Source organism: Segatella hominis (genome assembly GCF_004535825.1).
Classification (GTDB): domain Bacteria; phylum Bacteroidota; class Bacteroidia; order Bacteroidales; family Bacteroidaceae; genus Prevotella; species Prevotella hominis.
The window spans coordinates 1-17,869 of the sequence record NZ_SGVY01000017.1 but is presented as its reverse complement, the minus strand read 5'-3'; the positions used below and the strand labels follow the sequence as shown (position 1 = coordinate 17,869).

Below are 17,869 nucleotides of genomic sequence, written 5' to 3'. Positions count from 1 at the left end.
CTGCCCTATCATGTTATACAGATAATTATAAAGGCCCTGTTCCAAAAACTGCAGGCATCAATCAAGTATTGTAACTCTATAAATTTACTAAAAGGTTCCAAACTCACAAGTAATAGAGCCTATTAGTTTAAAAAAACTCTAATTAAGAGGTTTCTCACGGGAAAAGAGTCTATAAGCAAAAGGCTCCCATCAAGAGGATTTCTTTAGATCATAGAGCCAATAAGTTTTATCAATTCATAAAAATAGGAATCAAATGTTCATAGAGCAACCAGCAAAATGGCTCCGATGGCTTTATCCGAAGGCAATCTGGAGAATGGACAAAAAAGAACATTCCGTTTATCTGACCTTTGACGATGGTCCGATACCAGAATCCACACCCATCATTCTCGAAATTTTGAGGAAATACAATGTGAAAGCAACTTTTTTCATGGTAGGAGAAAACGTACTGCGCCATCACGATTTGTACAACCAGATAGTAGAAGAAGGACACCAGGTGGGAAATCACACATTCAATCACATCGGAGCTTTCAAACACCGTGTCATCTCCTATGTGCTGAATACCAATAAAGCAAACGAATTGATTCACGCCCACTTGTTCAGACCTCCACATGGATGGATGAGACCAAGCGAATACTGGTGGCTGCACCGCACCTACAAGGTAATCATGTGGGATCTGGTGACACGAGACTATTCTAAATGGCTCACAGCTGAAGATGTGGTAAACAACGTGAAAAGATATGCCAGAAACGGCAGTATTATCACCTTCCACGACTCACTGAAAAGTATAGAAAAACTGAAAACAGCCTTGCCTCAATCCATCGAATGGCTAAGAGAACAAGGCTATGAATTTAAGACTTTTGAATAAGAAACAATGAAAAGAATAAATAGTTACAAGGCCGTAGCTTCTTTTGTGAGGGCTTTCTTCGAGGCGTACGCACGCGGTATCATCGACGCTACCGTAGGTGGAGATGACTTCAAGAAAAAGAATGATCCGAAAGAAATCAAACAGCTGATGCTCGACCACTATGGAGAGGTTAATCAATATTTCTTCGATGTTATGTTCTCTACACTTGTTCGTCTCAACTATAAGACAGCAGAGGAAGCTAACGAACGTATGAAGAAAAATTTCGAAGGAATGAAGGCAGCCGATCCCACCTTTGAGCCAAGCATGCTCGACTACCTACGTATCGCCTGCAAGAGTCCACAACTATACAAAGCAATGGAAAGTGAATATAAGCGCAATTTTACCTGGCTCTTACAAGGTAAATTCACTACTCTCGAAGAGCATGTGCGCGACTACACCCATGGCATCCTCATCAGCCTCGCTGACGAACCTATGGCCATCCATCTGTTGGTACGCATCATCGTAAAGGCATATGCTGCAGGATTGAAATGCGGTAGCAAGGAAGGCGAACAACATCAACTCCACATGCCTACCCTGCATGGAATGCTTCTCAACAATGTGAACATTCTGCTCAATGAAACTCCGCTCACAAGCAGTACGGAAGACCCAGTAGCACTCTTCAAGGAAGCCTGCAAGAATGAAGAGGAGAACATCAACGTATTATTTAATACGCTGAATGATGCCATGAAGGAACTGGCAGAAGAGTAAAATCTTACAAAAGAAAAAAGAAAGAAAAACATACCAAGGAAAAGAAAAATAGAGATAGAGAGCCCAAAAAGACCAAAGGAAGAAAAAATAATAAGAAGACAGAAAAGGAAATAATAAAAAAGAAGAGGCCATACGGTAAATTACGGTATGACCTCTTCTTTTTTTATCTAAACATCAGATAGATACAGATTACTGCATATCGTAAACTACCTGCATTAATTTCTTACCAAGTTCATCTGCCTGCTCCATTGTTGAAGCCTCGCTATATACACGGATGATAGGTTCAGTATTACTCTTACGCAAGTGAACCCACTTATCAGGGAAATCGAGTTTTACACCATCAATATCAGTTACAGTAACATCCTTCTCCTGACCATACAGTTCCTTCACCTTCACCAAGATGGCATCCACATCGGTAGAAGGAGTAAGATCGATACGATTCTTTGCGATAAAATAGTTAGGGAAGGAAGCACGAAGCTCACTAACCTTGCATCCCTTATGAGCCAGACTACTCAGGAAAAGAGCAATACCAACAAGGGCATCACGACCATAGTGACTCTCAGGATAGATAACACCTCCATTGCCTTCACCACCAATTACAGCGTTGACATCCTTCATCTTGGTAGTAACATTCACCTCACCTACTGCTGCAGCAGTATATTTGCCACCATGCTTCTCCGTTACATCGCGTAGCGCACGAGTAGAAGAAAGGTTGCTAACTGTATTGCCAGGAGTATTGCTCAACACATAATCTGCAACGCTTACCAAGGTATATTCCTCGCCAAACATCTTGCCATCCTCACAGATGAAAGCCAGTCGGTCAACGTCAGGATCCACAACGATACCCATATTGTATCCACCCTTCTTCAATTCATCCATGATACCACCAAGGTTCTTCTCTAATGGCTCAGGATTGTGAGCAAAGTCGCCATTAGCAACCCCATTCAGGAAAGTATATTCAACACCAAGAGCATCCAGCAATTCAGGAAGTATAATACCACCTACTGAGTTGATAGAATCTACACAAACCTTGAAATGAGCATTCTTAATAGCCTCTACGTCCACAAGTTTCAGAGCAAGTACAGAATCAATGTGACGCTTGTTGTAAGAATTGTCTTCAGTATATTTTCCAAGATGATCTACATCGGCATATTCAAAATCTTCCTTCTCAGCAATACTCAACACCTCATTACCATTAGCAGCAGTCAAGAACTCACCCTTCTCGTTAAGAAGTTTAAGAGCATTCCACTGACGGGGATTATGAGAAGCGGTGATGATGATACCACCGGCTGCACCACTCATAGTAACAGCAAGTTCGGTAGTAGGAGTAGTAGCCAAACCGATGTTAAGCACATCGTAGCCCATGCCCATCAAAGTACCGCAAACTACATTCTTTACCATATCTCCTGAGATACGCGCATCACGTCCTACTACGATTGTATTACTCTTAGAAGCACCACTACGACGAATGAAAGTAGCGTAAGCAGAAGTAAATTTCACGATATCGAGGGGATTCAACGTATCGCCTGCTGGTCCGCCAATAGTACCACGGATACCAGAGATTGACTTAATTAATGTCATAAAACACCTTATTTAATATTTTTATCGTTTACTATAGAAAATAAAGATGCAGAAAGGCCTTTAACGACCCTTCTGCAATGTCATATCATAAAAATAGGCATTCACATTAGCTGATGCCTGAGTAGAACCGTAAGTATGAGGAATCAGAAGACGCACATGAGCAATTTTCTCGCCCTCAGCATTTCCACGACCTATCTTTACCCAACTGAATGGAATAAGCCACCCGGAAGGAATAGTACTGCTATAACTACCAGTATAAGAACTGTAATTATAAGCCAAGCCAAAAACGCTCTTCTTAGGCTCAACAAGCATGCCTGTAAATGTACCGGAAGTATTCGTTACCTTCAATTTATCAATATAGTATGAATACGCTGGAAGATTATTGCTCAGACAAAGAGACTCATCTGATATATTGGCACGCGTATTGACATTATACTCATCAAAACGTACCAAAACTTCCTCTGATTTACCTTGCTGTATATAGTCACCGCAGCCCTGCTCTACTACTTGCATATAGATACCATTACTCTCAAAGAGTACATATTCGTTCTTTTCTGCAGAGGTATCAGTCAAAACAATAGCAGGATTTGTCTTCTTAGCTTCCCAGCGCTCCTTGAATTGCTTCTCGTTTATCACCGTAATTTTTTCATTACGGAGGAAAGCATTGATAGAATCACGCTCTCTATTTCGCTGATCTGCGTATGTCTCTGAATCGTTACATGCCGCCATCGAAAAGAGGGCAGCAAAGGCTATTACTATAAATAAAAATTTCTTCATTACCTAAATTATATTCATTTTAGCGGCAAAGGTACAAAAAAGATAACAGACTACCGAGAGATAATAGGTGATTTTATTATTATTTATCACTTATTACCATCCAAACGATAGTCTTTATCCAATACTTAACATAATTATCGCTATTATTGCAACAAATGAGCATAGGCCTCTATTGCCTTGCATGCTATCTGTTCTGCCTCTTCTATCGTAGTCATCAACTTACCGCCTGAGGCATTAAGGTGACCTCCGCCATTGAAAAACTTGGCAGCAACCTCATTACAAGGAAAATCGTCTACCGAACGAAGACTCACCAGCACACGGTTCTTTACCTCTGTGTCTTCGCGCAAAGATATCGAGAATTTAAGGCCACGAATACGCAGCGGTTCATTTACCAATCCTTCCAAATCGCCTTTTATGAAATGATATTGCTCCATCTCCTTGCGAGTAACACAATAATAAGAGGCATGTAAATTTTCAAAAACACGCAGTTTCTTATCCATGATATGCCCGCGGAAACGGATAGAATTGGTAGAATAATTATTGAAAACCTTGCGGTAAATTTTGTCCTTATCTATGTTTTTGGTTAGCAGTTCACTGATAATAAGATAGATAACGGGTTCATTAGAATTATAGACAAAACCTCCTGTGTCTGTCATCATGCCACAGTAAATGCATGTAGCCCATTGGTTACCCATCTGAGTAAAACCATCAAGTTGCCAAACGATTCTGAATATCAATTCACTCGTACTACTCATATGAGGATGAGAAATAAGTAAATCTACAGACATAAAAGGATCCAGATGATGGTCTATCATCACCTTCTTACCCTGATAAGATGTAAGAACTGGTTCCATCTCATCAAGACGGCTGGCACCATTGAAATCCAAACAGAAAACCAGATCTGCATTAGTAAAGGCTGCTTTAACTGCTTCCGGTTGCTTATCATAGCGAATAATTTCTTCTGTTCCAGGAAGCCAACTTATGGCATCTGGTATCATATCTGGTACACAGATCGTGGAATTCTTGCCCAAGGACTGCAAATAATAAAACCAGCCCAAGGAAGAACCTATCGCATCACCATCAGGTGACTTATGACAACATATTACTATACGATGAGAAGCCGCTATCATCTCTCGAAGGGTAGCGGCTTCTTGTTCTTTTAATATATTTATCTCCATGAAAGAAATATATTTACTGAAAAAGATTAGGATAAACGAATTTATCTTATCAAAAGTACTTATTAGAAAAGTTTGTTTGGATAAACACCCTCATCTATCAGACTCTGAATCTTCTCAACTACGCTCTGGCGGTCTGCTGAGTATGTTACACCAAACCACTTACTTGTAGTATCCAAAACCTTGACTGTAGAAGTACCTTCATTAATCAGTTTGTTGACCATCAACGGGATAAAGAACTCAGCTTTCTTGTTCTCCATATTCTTAGGATCGCTCAGGAACTCTTTGAAATAAGCCTCACTGTGCTCGAAATAGTCAGGAGTAAAGCCCCATACGTTCATAGAAACTGGAGTATTGTCACCTACAGCTACCCACTGTCCTTCTTCGTCCTTATAAGATACCTTACCATCAATACGCATAATCTCTGTACGCTCTACACAAGTAGTCAGATTCTCATCTGCATCCTTAGAGCAAATACCACGTGCAACAGTACCATTGTCGCTCAAAGTATTGCCTACACGGAAACCTACCATTGCATAGCGATTCTTGCTACCCTCTGGAAGTTCAGAAAGGAACTTGCCGATTACCATAAAGCAATCACGATTATAGAAATCATCACAGTTGATAACACAGAAAGGCTCGTTGATAACATCTTTAGCCATCAATACGGCATGATTGGTACCCCAAGGCTTCTCACGGCCTTCTGGTACAGAAAAGCCTTCAGGAAGTGCATCCAAAGACTGAAAACAGAGTTCTGCAGGAATATGTCCTTCATATTTTGAAAGAATCTTCTCACGGAACTGATCCTCGAAATCCTTGCGGATTACAAAAACAATTTTACCGAAACCAGCCTGGATAGCATCATAAATGCTATAATCCATGATAGTCTCACCGTTAGGACCTAGACCATCAAGCTGTTTCAAACCACCGTAGCGGCTACCCATGCCTGCCGCTAAAAGCAATAGTGTTGGCTTCATATTATTTATTAATTAATAGTTGATAGTTTAATACCGACTGCAAAAGTACTAAAAATTTTGCGAGTGCCACTATGTTTTCTCCTTTTTTTTTGATTTAAATCAAATAAAAGTAAAAGTTCTGTCGTTTTATAGCATTCAATGAACAATTTACTATATTCAGAAAAACATTTTTCTGTATTCCGAGAAACGCCTACAACATTCTAAATGCGATGTTCAAAAATAATTTTTGACATCTATAGAAACTTTTGTCGATATCTGCAGAAACTTATTCTGGTATTTCTAAAATTCCGGCATTTCTAGAAAGGATAGCCCACGGCAAAATGGAAACTATGCGAATCTTTGAATCGGTGAATATTATAAAATCCGTTCTTGCCAGTTTCGTAAGGAAGATGCAATCCAAGTCCCCAATCCAGACGAATCACAAACATTCCCATGTCATATCTGACACCAACACCCGTACCCACAGCCATCTGTTTAAAAAAGTTTCGGGCATAAAATTTTCCATTTTCACTATACTCCTCTTCATGGATATTCCAGACATTACCCATATCCAGAAATATTGCACCATACAAATCACCCCAAATTCTTGGTCTATATTCCAGATTGGCAACAAACTTTATGTCACCCATCTGGTCTATATATGAGAACTTACTATTAGTAGGCGCAAATTTGCCCGGTCCGATACTTCTTACATTGAAAGCTCGGATGCTATTGGCTCCTCCTACATAGAACTGCTCATAATAAGGAGCTTTTTCCGTATTTCCATAACTCCAGACTACACCAGCATTCAAATGCCCAACAAGCGTGGATTTTTCGGTCAACTTCCAATATTTTACGAAATCAGTCTCTAATTTAAGAAATTGTGCAAAAGGATTTTTAAACATCTGCTTATCCTTATCATTCCATTTTTTGCCTGCTATCAGATAACCTGTTGCCAAGACATTACCAGCTTCGCTCACCGTAGTAGACCAGGTGATAGGATGACGATAGTTGAGCGGACTATTATAGGTATAGGTATAGCTCATCTTTGGCACAAACTGATCGCGCATAGATATCTGGAGATACGGATGCTTTGATAGTACGCTATCAAAAGCTGCCGTTCGAGCATTCATGTACTCGTAAGAAAGGACAAGAGGACTGAATGAATGATGATGCTGGGAAGAAGTGGACCAGTTATATGTCAATTCGCCAGACACAACATGACGACGAAAATAACTTGCCCTATTTAGCACATTCATAGAAGTCTTGACGGTAGTTGTCGGAGTTCCATAAAAACGCCGTGGAAAACGCCCCGCCCTGAAGCGTCGCTCGTTCTGAGCCATTGTGCGAAACATATTCCAAGGAGTTATGATTCGTGGGAAAGATAATGAAATATCCGAACCATACTCATAGGAATTTATATGAGTTGATTTTGCACCTTCTTGTTGTATAGTCTGCCATTCATAGGAACCATGCAAGTTGATATCCAGTTTTTCTCCACCTTTAAAGGCATTTCTCTTTGTCAAACCTATCACAAGTTCAGGTCCTACTCGTCCTGTAGTCTTTCCCTTTGCATTCGCCTCTATATAGAAATCATAGGGTTTGTCAAATACCAAATCGATAGTCGCATCCAATGTATCACACAGGGATACACAGGAATCATTTACCAACACCCTGTCATTAGAAGAAAGACGTGGCGAAAACTGAATACTGGTATAGCTAAACAATCCCATTGCCTGCAGATGATTTTTAGCAGCCTCCTCATTTTCTATCTTATAGAGACGGTTTGGGAAAAGCTTTAAGTCTTTCAAAACAACTCCTGCACGTATCGGCATCTTTCGTCCATTATAGTAAAATTCCAGCTTGCCCCTTACGAAAGAATCTTTCAATTCTTCCATAAAATTTCTTTTAAAATTGAATTTCACATGACCAATGTACCACTTGCGCAAAGCCATAGTATCAATGCTGTCGGCCATAATCAGACGAACTTCTGCCTTACCCGGCGTTCCTAAAGTATCAGCCAGATAAGATGCATATCCATTTTTATAAAAATAATAACCATTATTACGGAACAACCGGGTAATACGCTGACGTTCCTCTTCGAGCCGAGAGACATTAAATGGCGAACCTGTTCGGATAACAGCCAGGTTTCGGGTAGAATCTATCAGTTGCTGACCTTCATTCGGGAATCCAAGATACTTGACAGTATCAAGCGTCCAAAGATGTCCCATATCTACATGATAAGCAACTTTAGCTTTTTTCGGATTGTTGTCAGTAACAACATCGTAAGTAACTTTACCATTAAAATAACCATACTTGTCCAACTGATTTTCTGCAACCTGCGCACGAAGTTGAGGATTTACATTCGACATCAGCTTCGGTTTAGAACCAAAAGCCTTTGTTATCCATTTAGCAACACCTCCTTCTGACTGCGAAAAGGCATTCCATATCCATAATCTTACGGGGAAAGGAGTACGATAATAACTACTTCCAAAAAGAGCACCATTTGGAGCCGAAGCCAGCACATTCTCCATTTCCAACATTGTAGAATCTGCATAGCCCGATTTTTCGTAATTAGAATATTCAATAGGCTTCAATCCCGTAAAAAGCTGCTGCCCCTCTTTTAATGCACTCGTAGAAGAACATGCCAGCAAAAAAGGTATTGACATTATTAATGTCAACACATATATAATAATGTATAATTTACTCTTTCTCATAATCATTCATTAACCAAAGATAACCAAGAGGTATTTTATTACAGCTTCTCTCTCAACGGATCAAAGAATCGAGGCTTTACAGAAGTACTATCCTCCATTTTTTTTCTCACTATAGTATCTTTTCTGACAATTTCAACTGGAACATCTTGTTTTTCCGTCTTGAAACGGAAAATATCCTTGAAGTGTTGTAACTTTCTGCGCCACATAAAACCAACGCCATATTCACCGACCAGGCCTTCCAACCAATCATATGTGTTGTTGTTATAAAAAGCACGGATATACTGCGAAGCACCTTCATTAAGTCTATATTGCAGCTCTACATTATTGAAGAACGAATCGTTATTTCCAGCATTCTCCATTTCTGCTCCAGAAGAAACTTTTCCACCTATGGTGAAACTCAAACGATTATTGAAGAAACGTTTGGCAAACTTGAAATTATAGTCTGTATGCGAAGCTCCGGAAGCGTTCGTAGAATTATCCACGCTCATACCAAGATCCAGTCCCAAAGATCGCATGGCAGAACCTGCAATATTATTGATTTCCGAGTTCAAGAAACTACTCAAGGCACTGTTCATAGAGAAATCGCTGGTATTTCCACCAGAAAGATACATACCAGATGCAAGCATCGTAACTGCAATTTTACCTCGTTCCTCAATACTCATTGTATTCAATTCATCCTGCATTGTCATATCATTAGGAGCAGAAATGATAAACTGAATACCTGGCTTACTCAATGTCTGGGTCAACTTCACACCACACACAAAATCCACAGAGCGACCTGTTCCCTGTCCCTCATTAACAGTAGATTTCATATTTTCTGTCGCAGTAATATTAAGAATAGGATTGAAAGGATCACCCGTAAACTCAAGGTAACTGCCATCTTGTATGGTAAAGGTCTTCAATGGAATAATTGGCAATGAGTACTTCATCGCTCCATTATTTAATGTATATTTACCAGTCAACTGAATATTATCGACAGGGTTATATTTCATTTGCAAGTCACCGCCACCCATCAAATCTATATAGTTCGTCTTTTCTTCATTCAGAGCACACAGAATATGAGCAGATTCATCAATAGACATACTGAGCATCATATCAAATCCTTCAATGGCTGGACGCACAATAGTCTCTTCCTTACCACTCTTAAAATCAGTGAACTTCACCAACTCATCCAACTGAGAATCGGTTGACAGTTCTGATTCACGTAAGACATAAGTCATATCTGTATTTCCCAACACATCCAATTTTCCACGCATCTGAAGGCTGGTCAAAGGCCCTTTCATCATTGCAAAGAAATTGACATAAGCCTTACCAAATGCTTCAGAGCGCAAATTCTCCTTAGCATCTATCAAAAGGAAGTTCTGAGCTCTCATACGTAAGTCGAGCATCATTCTGTCCACATTAGAGAAATCCAGATTTCCTTGCAGATTTAGCGGACTCTCATTGTTTGCATACATCATGAAGTTTTCGAAGAGTAACTTGCTATCTACGATACGCACTGGATCATCGTCAAAACGCATAGAAATTCCATACGGTTCACTTATCAGATATGCAGAATCCAGATAAACCTCACCTTCTACATGCGGTTTATTCAGAGCACCCTTTACTGCAAGTTCACCTTCCCCATATCCTTTCAAACCAAGCAACTGGTCTGGAACAAATCCATTGATAAAGTGAAGCGGAATCTTATCAAGCCCTACAGTAGCATTAAGATATCCGGCTCCTTCAGACTGATAGGTACCCTTAACTGTTGCCACATCCTCACCCTCATAAGTCAGAATGCCATCTACATAATGAGAACCATCGCTCTTAGGCATATAGACAAATTCAGACCCAACATCGCCCATCGGACATTTCTCATAGACAAGGTTATCAATCTTCAGATTAGAAGAAACAGAAAATTCTTCCTTTGTCTGAATAACGTGGAAGTCACCATCCATGATGCCAGAAATATCAGGCATATAAGGAATGACGCTCAGAACCTTATCCAGGTTGAATTTACTCAAACTGACCGTTATATCCTGCAATGCGTCCTCATTTTCATCATTAGAATAGACACGCACGCCCATACCACCAGAAGCTGTCAACAACAGATTAGCCGATACTCTCTGGTCATCAGAGAGCATCAAGTAATTATCAGCATTAGCCTTAAACTTCTTATAGCCAAGAATTGGATGCGTATCCGTAAGTGAAACTTTGATTCCATTATCCTGCATCAAAGCCGCTAATCCTACATCAAGACCTAATTTATTATTGGCATCATAGAGCTTTGCCTTAATATCAGAACCTTTTTCCTGTAATTCACCATCCACCAAGGCACGGAAAACATATTGTGGATTTTTCTTATTATTTTCAATTCTTGCAGAATAGCGGATGGTGTCACCCTTAGTATGCACAAGAGCACGTATCGTATCCAACTGAACACCTTGGACCACCATAGAATCAACATGAAAAAATCCATTTAATCCCATAACAGGAGAGGCACTCAGATCCATCTCTATAGTTTTAAACTGATATCCACAATATTCGATGTAACGGGAAATAAAATTATTTTTTCCTGAAGAAAGATAAATATGCCCTAAAGGAAAATTCTGGCGAAGACGAATCTGGTCTATCTTGCGATTCTTCATCTGACTGAATATTTCTCGTTGCAATCCATCTATATGTCCAAGCAGTTTTTTATACCCTCCATGAGCATCCATATTAAGATGAAAATCACCACAATCTACAATAGCATGAGTTGTATCCTTACGCGTGAACACATCCAAGAGAACATCTACAGGTCGATAAACTTTATCTGCTGTACGCAAAGTAATATCACCCACAGAAGCTTGAAGATTATAAAAATCTTTCAAATCAGTATTGACATCCATGTAGCCACACAAAGCTGCCTTCATCGGTTTTTCGACCAATTGCAACAGATAAAGGTCTGCCTGTCGGACATCAGCTTTTATAGTTGCCTGCACCTTCTTCGTATTAGTCAGTGCATCTAAACTTACCAACCCTGTAAGAAATTGATTTTTACTATCCACATCAGCATGCACCTTTCCGTGAGCAACATGAGCAATCGCCAGTACATTATTTATCTTATATTTCCCATAATGAACTGAAGATACTTGAGCCTTAGCAGCCAAACGGGTGGAAGGTGACAAGAAATCAGTACCCACTCCTTTGGCTTTTATATTACCACTAAAAGCATACAAATCCTGTTTTGGAAGGAAATGCTTCGCCTGAACATTCTTGGCCTGAATTTTGGCATCGTAAGCCAGACGTCCCAAATCTATTCCACCAGTAGAGTTGGTTTTTGCGATAACAGAAGCATCTATATTCAAACTACCTCTACCCTCAGTTAAAGCCAACTTGGTAACATATCGTTGACCATCAACATTTATATTTCCCTTAATTCCAATACCATTAGGAACACATATTTCTTTCATCAAAGAAGGCTCCAACATGGCTGTAATGAAACCTAAGTTGTAGGTACGAGCATTTAAGTTGACATTTGCCTTCAACTTATTCATATCTGTCAAACTGCCCAATGTTCCATGGGCGGAAATTTCAAAGGCAGAAGGTAAGACAGCCTTCAACCCATCAAAGGCCAATTGCTGCAAGTTTCCTTTTACCGATCCTTTCAACTTAAGAGGGTAATAAGGCCACAGTTTTTTCATTTTTTCAGGCATTGCATCGCCTGCAAAAAGCATCAAATCAGATTTACCCAGACTTCCATCAATCAATGCAGCGAGATGTCCAGGATTACTCTCAGCGAAAGCATCCATATCCATATCCACAGTAGCCTTCAACTGTGATACAGGAGTCTTGAGATAAAAATCCGGCAATGCTAATTTGGTAGAATCCATCACGAATCTACCATTCATTTGCGATATAGACAAGCCACTCTTTTCCTTAAATTGCGCCTCACGAATTTTGACATCTATTTTGGAATCACAATAATAGAACGAATCCGCCTTCAAATTCATCCCAGATAAAGCCAGATGATTGAAGTCTATACCAGAAACGGGCTTTTCGAAATTATTGTCATAAGAGACCCATCCGTTTTCCCAATCCAACTTCTTAACCTGATATAATCCTTTGAAAAGATCAAGATACGTTTCTTGAGCTAACGCATTTCCAAAATAAGCACTTACCTGAAGAGTATCCCCAGGCATATGCAACGTAAGATTAGTGTTTTTTAATTTCAGCTTTTGTAGATTGATTTTCCAAAAGTTTTCACTTGGGGCAGTATCTGCAGGTACAGTATCGCTTAGTTCAACAGCCAATTTAGCATCAGCGAGCAATGCATTCTCTACTAAAACATGCTCATTGGCTAAATCAATACCATGTGCCTGGACACTAAGTTTTCCGACATTTCCTTTGATACGCGCCTCATGAATAAAATTGGCAGTATTCACTTTCATTCCATCGAAATCCAACTGATCAACCATCACTTGACTATGGAAAATAGGCATCAGTTGAACATCAACTATCATTTTTCTAATGTCAGCAATAGTATCTTTTTTTCCACGCAATGAAAGATTAGTGCTATTTTTAAGAGAGTCTATAGGTTGCAGAACCTGCACACCTTCCACGCCAAGCCGTAAAGGGAATACCAGCTTTACGTGATCCACAGTAACATCCATGCCCGTAGATTCAGAAGCATACGCTACCACATGCCTTACTGCCCAATTCTGAACGGGTGGCAAATAAAGCATAACAGCAAGTATCATGATGAGGAGTATCGGAGAAAAGAGAATGAAAACACTCCATTTGATATACTTCTTCATAGGCATAAAGGTTTAGATGACTAAAACACTTCTAAATTGGTGCTATCGCTCGCCATAGATTATCATCCGGCAACGGAGCTTCAATTGATATCAACTCCTTAGATACAGGATGTAGGAATTCAACATGATGAGATAAAAGACAAATACTTCCATCAGGATTGCTACGTGGGGAACCATATTTCAAATCTCCCTTGATAGGACACCCCATTTTAGCAAGTTGACATCTTATCTGATGATGACGGCCAGTCATAAGGTTCACTTCCAATAATGTATAATTGTCTGTACGACCAATTACTTTGTATTTTAGAATTGCTTTCTTGGAATTTTTCACCTCATGATCATAAGCATAACTTTTATTCTGCTTTTCATTTCTAACAATCCAATGAGTCAAAGTCGCCTCAGACTCCTTAGGCGTATTCTTTGTTATTGCCCAATAAGTCTTATGCACATCTCCATCACGGAACATATTATTCAAACGCGAAAGAGCTTTAGACGTTTTGGCAAAAACTACAAGCCCAGCAACAGGGCGATCAAGGCGATGTACCACACCCAGGAAAACATTTCCCGGTTTGTGGTACTTGTCCTTAATATATTTTTTCACAGTCTCCGAGAGAGGCTCATCACCGGTTTTATCACCTTGAACGATTTCACCACTTCTCTTGGAGACTATTATAATATGGTTGTCTTCGTAAACTACCTGCATTATTTTTTTAATAAAGGATAGATTACATATTCATACCACCATCGATCTGGATAACCTGACCACTTACATAGCTTGACATATCAGAAGCGAGGAAAAGGCAAACGTTAGCGATATCCTCAGTCTGACCACCGCGACGCAAAGGAATCTTCTTCATCCAATCCTTACGGATATCCTCTGGCAACTGTGCAGTCATAGCAGTCTCAATAAAACCAGGAGCAACGGCATTAGCACGTACGCCCTTAGGACCCAACTCCTGAGCAATAGACTTAGCAAGCGCAATCATACCAGCTTTAGAAGCAGCATAGTTACACTGACCAGCATTACCATGTACACCTACAACAGAAGCCATATTAATGATAGAACCACCACGCTGGCGAAGCATAATAGGAGAACAAGCATGAATGAAATTGAAAGCAGACTTCAAGTTAACATTCAAAACTGCATCCCACTGAGCCTCACTCATACGAAGCATCAAACCATCCTTTGTAATACCTGCGTTATTTACGAGGACATCAATAGAGCCAAAGTCTTCATGAATCTGCTTAACGGTCTTCTGTGTCTCCTCAAAATCAGCAGCATTACCTGCATAAGCACGGCAAGTTACTCCAAGAGCTTCAATTTCTTTACGGGTAGCCTCCAAACCAGCTGCCATTTCGTCATTGAGTACAAGATCTGTAAAGGCGATATTAGCACCCTCAGAAGCAAATTTCATAGCGACAGCTTTACCAATGCCGCGTGCAGCACCTGTTATAAGGGCTGTCTTACCTGTTAATAATCCCATTTTGTAAATATTTTAATTGAATTAGTACTTCTTTATCTATTCAGATAATATCAGATAATAAAAAATTCTCGAAATAATTAAAGTTTCAGACCGGATTTTCCTAAAGCACCATATACAACTTTGGCAACCAAAGGCCTACTAGACTCAACATTCAATCCATGTCCCAATCTGCCATAAATAAATGGAACTTCCAATCCTTTAATACAATAATGCGTAATATCCGCCACTAAGTCAACATTATCTATGTCGAATTCTCCTTCTTCCTTGCCTTCGGCATAAACACGTCTGAGAAGTTCTATTTCATCTTCATCAAAGTTTTTTCTTGCCTTTTCCACCATCCATATATTACGGAAGAATTCAGCTCTCAAGTTTCCATTACGCACTACGGTTTCCTTAATCATACTTAAATGCGTATAAATCAACTCAATAATCTTATCCTGTGGTCGGATTTTACTTGTAGCAACCTCATCCAGTTTATCAGAAAGGCGCTCCAATTCAGACTCTATCACAGCATAATACACATCTTCCTTTCTACTGAAATATGTATAAAGAGTGCGACGTCCTTTACCAGAAGCCACAGCAATATCATTCATGGTAGTATTAGCAATACCATTCTTAGCGAATAGTTGTCTAGCGACATCTACCAATTTCTGTCTTGTTTTGGATATTGACATGATCAGATACCTCCATATTGATTTTAGTTGCACAATAATTTATCAATGTGCAAAAGTAGTAGTTTTATTCGACATAAACAAAAAATAAGTGTTAAATCTTTGCACATGGGTAAAATTATTAGGCAATGAAGAAAAACTATAGAGATATAAAACAAAAAAATGGTAAGAAGAAAACTTCTTACCATCATTTAGTTGCGGCGGCAGGACTCGAACATGCGACCTCCAGGTTATGAGCCTGGCGAGCTACCAACTGCTCCACACCGCGATATAACATTCATTTCTGAATTGCGAGTGCAAAGGTACTATTTTTTTTTAATCTAACCAAATAAAAATATCAAAAAATCAATATTTTAACCGCTTTTAACCTTTTCCTTAATTATATTAGCATAAAAACAGAAATTTCATATAAAATAAGTGATAAAATGATAGAATGACCTTGATATTAAAGAAGATCATTAAAAAAATCCGATCTGCCAGAAGCAAATCGGATCATATCAAAAAACTAATTACTTTTTCAAAAGTTTCATGACTTTCTCAAAATAGCGTTGCGTTCTCTTCACATTATAATGATTACCACCATTCCAAGCGCGAATTGCACGTTCTATACTATTAAGAGGATTGTAAGCTGATTGCAAAAGCAGAAACATTTCCTTAGACTTTGAAATACTAAATCTATCAGATAGTTTATAGCGCTTCTTGCTATTCCTTTTTTTAAGAATATTATTGCATTCAGCAACACAGATAGGAGTAATTTGCATAACTCCCACAGAGGAACCACTTTTTGCGTATCGGTTACCTCCACTCTCTACCTGAATTATCGCCTCCATCACTGGATTCCAATCAAATTCATTAGAGGATGCATTTTCAATTGAATTTGTTTCAGCCGACGCTGAAACTACTTTTAATGTCAGCATAAAAATGCTAACTAAAACCATTGTTATTCTCTTCATATTAATTATTTTATGGAACCTGAAAAGCTGAACTACAACATCAGTGATTTCGCGATGACAACTTATGAGAAAAAGAACGGTTGTCAGTCTCAGTTCCGTTAGATACCTTAACGGACAGTTATCTCAAAATATAGAAAAAACTATCCTTATTCTTATCGTTTGCAAAGGTACAAAAAAAAACTCAAATATGCAAGTAATCTATTGATTATCAGCACTATTTTATAATTAAGAAACACTTTTAAACACATTAGATTGACGAATATCAACAAATTCAGCAAGGTTTTTAAACCCAATTGCAGATATAGGAATAAAACAAACTATGAAGTAAAATAAAGATTCATACATAAAAGAATGATATCAAGATACAGAAGAGAAAAGAAAAGAGAGCAAGAAAACAACGTAAACTTAAAGACAAAACACAAAAAGGTGAAAGAAGAAAACTAAAGAAATTTTTCATAAAATTTGGAGAAAAATAATCTGTGAGAAAAATCTGCGAAATCTATCCCAGACCGACAGGTCTAAAATCTGCGAAATAAAGAAATGACAGGAAAAAGAAGAAATGACAGGGAAAGAAGAGAACCAGAGAAAATCCGTGTAAATCCATGAGAAAAATAATAAATGAAAAAAATCTGTGGGAATCCGTGAAATCTGTGGGACTAAAATAATCAATGAGAAAAAATCTGCGTCATCTGCGAAATCTGCGTGACAAACTAATATTCAGCGAGAAGAAAAAACCAGCGGAGAAGAAAAAGATCCGCGGGAAGAAAAACAAGAAAGCCTCAGAAATCTTTCGAAATCTGAGGCTCTTCATTGAAAGGAGGCGGCGACCTACTCTCCCGCATTGCATTGCAGTACCATCGGCGCAAGTGGGCTTAACTTCTCTGTTCGGAATGGGAAGAGGTGGAACCCCACCGCAATAACCACCTGATAATGGGTTATGACGTATTTGCACACAAGCAAAACAATAATGAACTCAACATACAGTTGAAACTATGAACTTTCAAAAGAAAGTGTTCGGGCAATTAGTAATGCTCGGCTTTGACATCGCTGTCTTTACACCTGCATCCTATCAACGTCATCGTCTATGACGACCCTCTATGGAGTTCTCATCTTGCGGCTGGCTTCGCACTTAGATGCTTTCAGCGCTTATCCAATCCAGACT

At 39.1% G+C, this 17,869-nt stretch carries 12 protein-coding genes, 1 tRNA gene and 2 rRNA genes; 2 read left to right on the top strand and 13 right to left on the bottom strand.

Annotation, left to right across the window (positions count from 1 at the left end; genetic code table 11):
• Positions 1–253: 253 nt before the first annotated feature.
• Both EXN75_RS08040 and EXN75_RS08035 read left to right on the top strand, forming a co-directional pair.
• Positions 254–865, top strand: a complete 612-nt coding sequence (locus EXN75_RS08040; protein ID WP_022109951.1) for a polysaccharide deacetylase family protein — start codon at positions 254–256, stop codon at positions 863–865.
• Between the two features lie 6 nt (positions 866–871).
• On the top strand, positions 872–1,612 hold the full coding sequence (locus EXN75_RS08035; RefSeq protein ID WP_118116892.1) for a hypothetical protein: 741 nt from the start codon (positions 872–874) through the stop codon (positions 1,610–1,612).
• A 189-nt stretch (positions 1,613–1,801) separates the two neighbouring features.
• Here the strand turns inward: EXN75_RS08035 and glmM are convergent, their stop codons facing one another.
• From glmM to EXN75_RS07970, 13 genes are all read right to left on the bottom strand, one after another.
• Positions 1,802–3,193: a phosphoglucosamine mutase gene (gene glmM / locus EXN75_RS08030; protein ID WP_134843397.1), complete on the bottom strand. Its 1,392-nt coding sequence runs from the start codon at positions 3,191–3,193 to the stop codon at positions 1,802–1,804.
• Between the two features lie 60 nt (positions 3,194–3,253).
• Positions 3,254–3,970: a DUF4827 domain-containing protein gene (locus EXN75_RS08025; RefSeq protein WP_134843396.1), complete on the bottom strand. Its 717-nt coding sequence runs from the start codon at positions 3,968–3,970 to the stop codon at positions 3,254–3,256.
• Between the two features lie 143 nt (positions 3,971–4,113).
• A complete protein-coding gene (locus tag EXN75_RS08020; RefSeq protein WP_134843395.1) occupies positions 4,114–5,148 on the bottom strand; it encodes a DHH family phosphoesterase in 1,035 nt (344 codons plus the stop codon).
• 62 nt (positions 5,149–5,210) lie between these two features.
• Positions 5,211–6,122 carry a glycosyltransferase family protein gene (locus tag EXN75_RS08015; protein ID WP_022109941.1) on the bottom strand — a complete coding sequence of 304 codons (912 nt, stop codon included), beginning with the start codon at positions 6,120–6,122 and terminating at the stop codon, positions 5,211–5,213.
• 296 nt (positions 6,123–6,418) lie between these two features.
• Entirely contained in the window at positions 6,419–8,818 is a 2,400-nt protein-coding gene (gene tamL, locus EXN75_RS08010) for a translocation and assembly module lipoprotein TamL (RefSeq protein ID WP_134843394.1), read from the bottom strand.
• Positions 8,819–8,856: 38 nt separating this feature from the next.
• Complete coding sequence (locus tag EXN75_RS08005; RefSeq protein WP_134843393.1) at positions 8,857–13,599, bottom strand: translocation/assembly module TamB domain-containing protein; 4,743 nt, start codon at positions 13,597–13,599, stop codon at positions 8,857–8,859.
• A gap of 31 nt (positions 13,600–13,630) precedes the next feature.
• Positions 13,631–14,302 carry an RluA family pseudouridine synthase gene (locus EXN75_RS08000; RefSeq protein WP_022109938.1) on the bottom strand — a complete coding sequence of 224 codons (672 nt, stop codon included), beginning with the start codon at positions 14,300–14,302 and terminating at the stop codon, positions 13,631–13,633.
• A gap of 22 nt (positions 14,303–14,324) precedes the next feature.
• Positions 14,325–15,083 (bottom strand): 3-oxoacyl-[acyl-carrier-protein] reductase, encoded by a 759-nt coding sequence (gene fabG / locus EXN75_RS07995; protein ID WP_134843392.1) that lies wholly within the window; start codon positions 15,081–15,083, stop codon positions 14,325–14,327.
• A 77-nt stretch (positions 15,084–15,160) separates the two neighbouring features.
• Positions 15,161–15,757 carry a TetR/AcrR family transcriptional regulator gene (locus EXN75_RS07990; RefSeq protein ID WP_022109936.1) on the bottom strand — a complete coding sequence of 199 codons (597 nt, stop codon included), beginning with the start codon at positions 15,755–15,757 and terminating at the stop codon, positions 15,161–15,163.
• Positions 15,758–15,949: 192 nt separating this feature from the next.
• Positions 15,950–16,022: transfer RNA gene (locus EXN75_RS07985), tRNA-Met, on the bottom strand.
• Between the two features lie 241 nt (positions 16,023–16,263).
• Entirely contained in the window at positions 16,264–16,707 is a 444-nt protein-coding gene (locus EXN75_RS07980) for a lytic transglycosylase domain-containing protein (RefSeq protein ID WP_118119431.1), read from the bottom strand.
• 815 nt (positions 16,708–17,522) lie between these two features.
• Positions 17,523–17,635, bottom strand: a 5S ribosomal RNA gene (gene rrf, locus EXN75_RS07975).
• Positions 17,636–17,709: 74 nt separating this feature from the next.
• Positions 17,710–17,869: ribosomal RNA gene (locus tag EXN75_RS07970) — 23S ribosomal RNA — on the bottom strand; the annotation flags it as partial.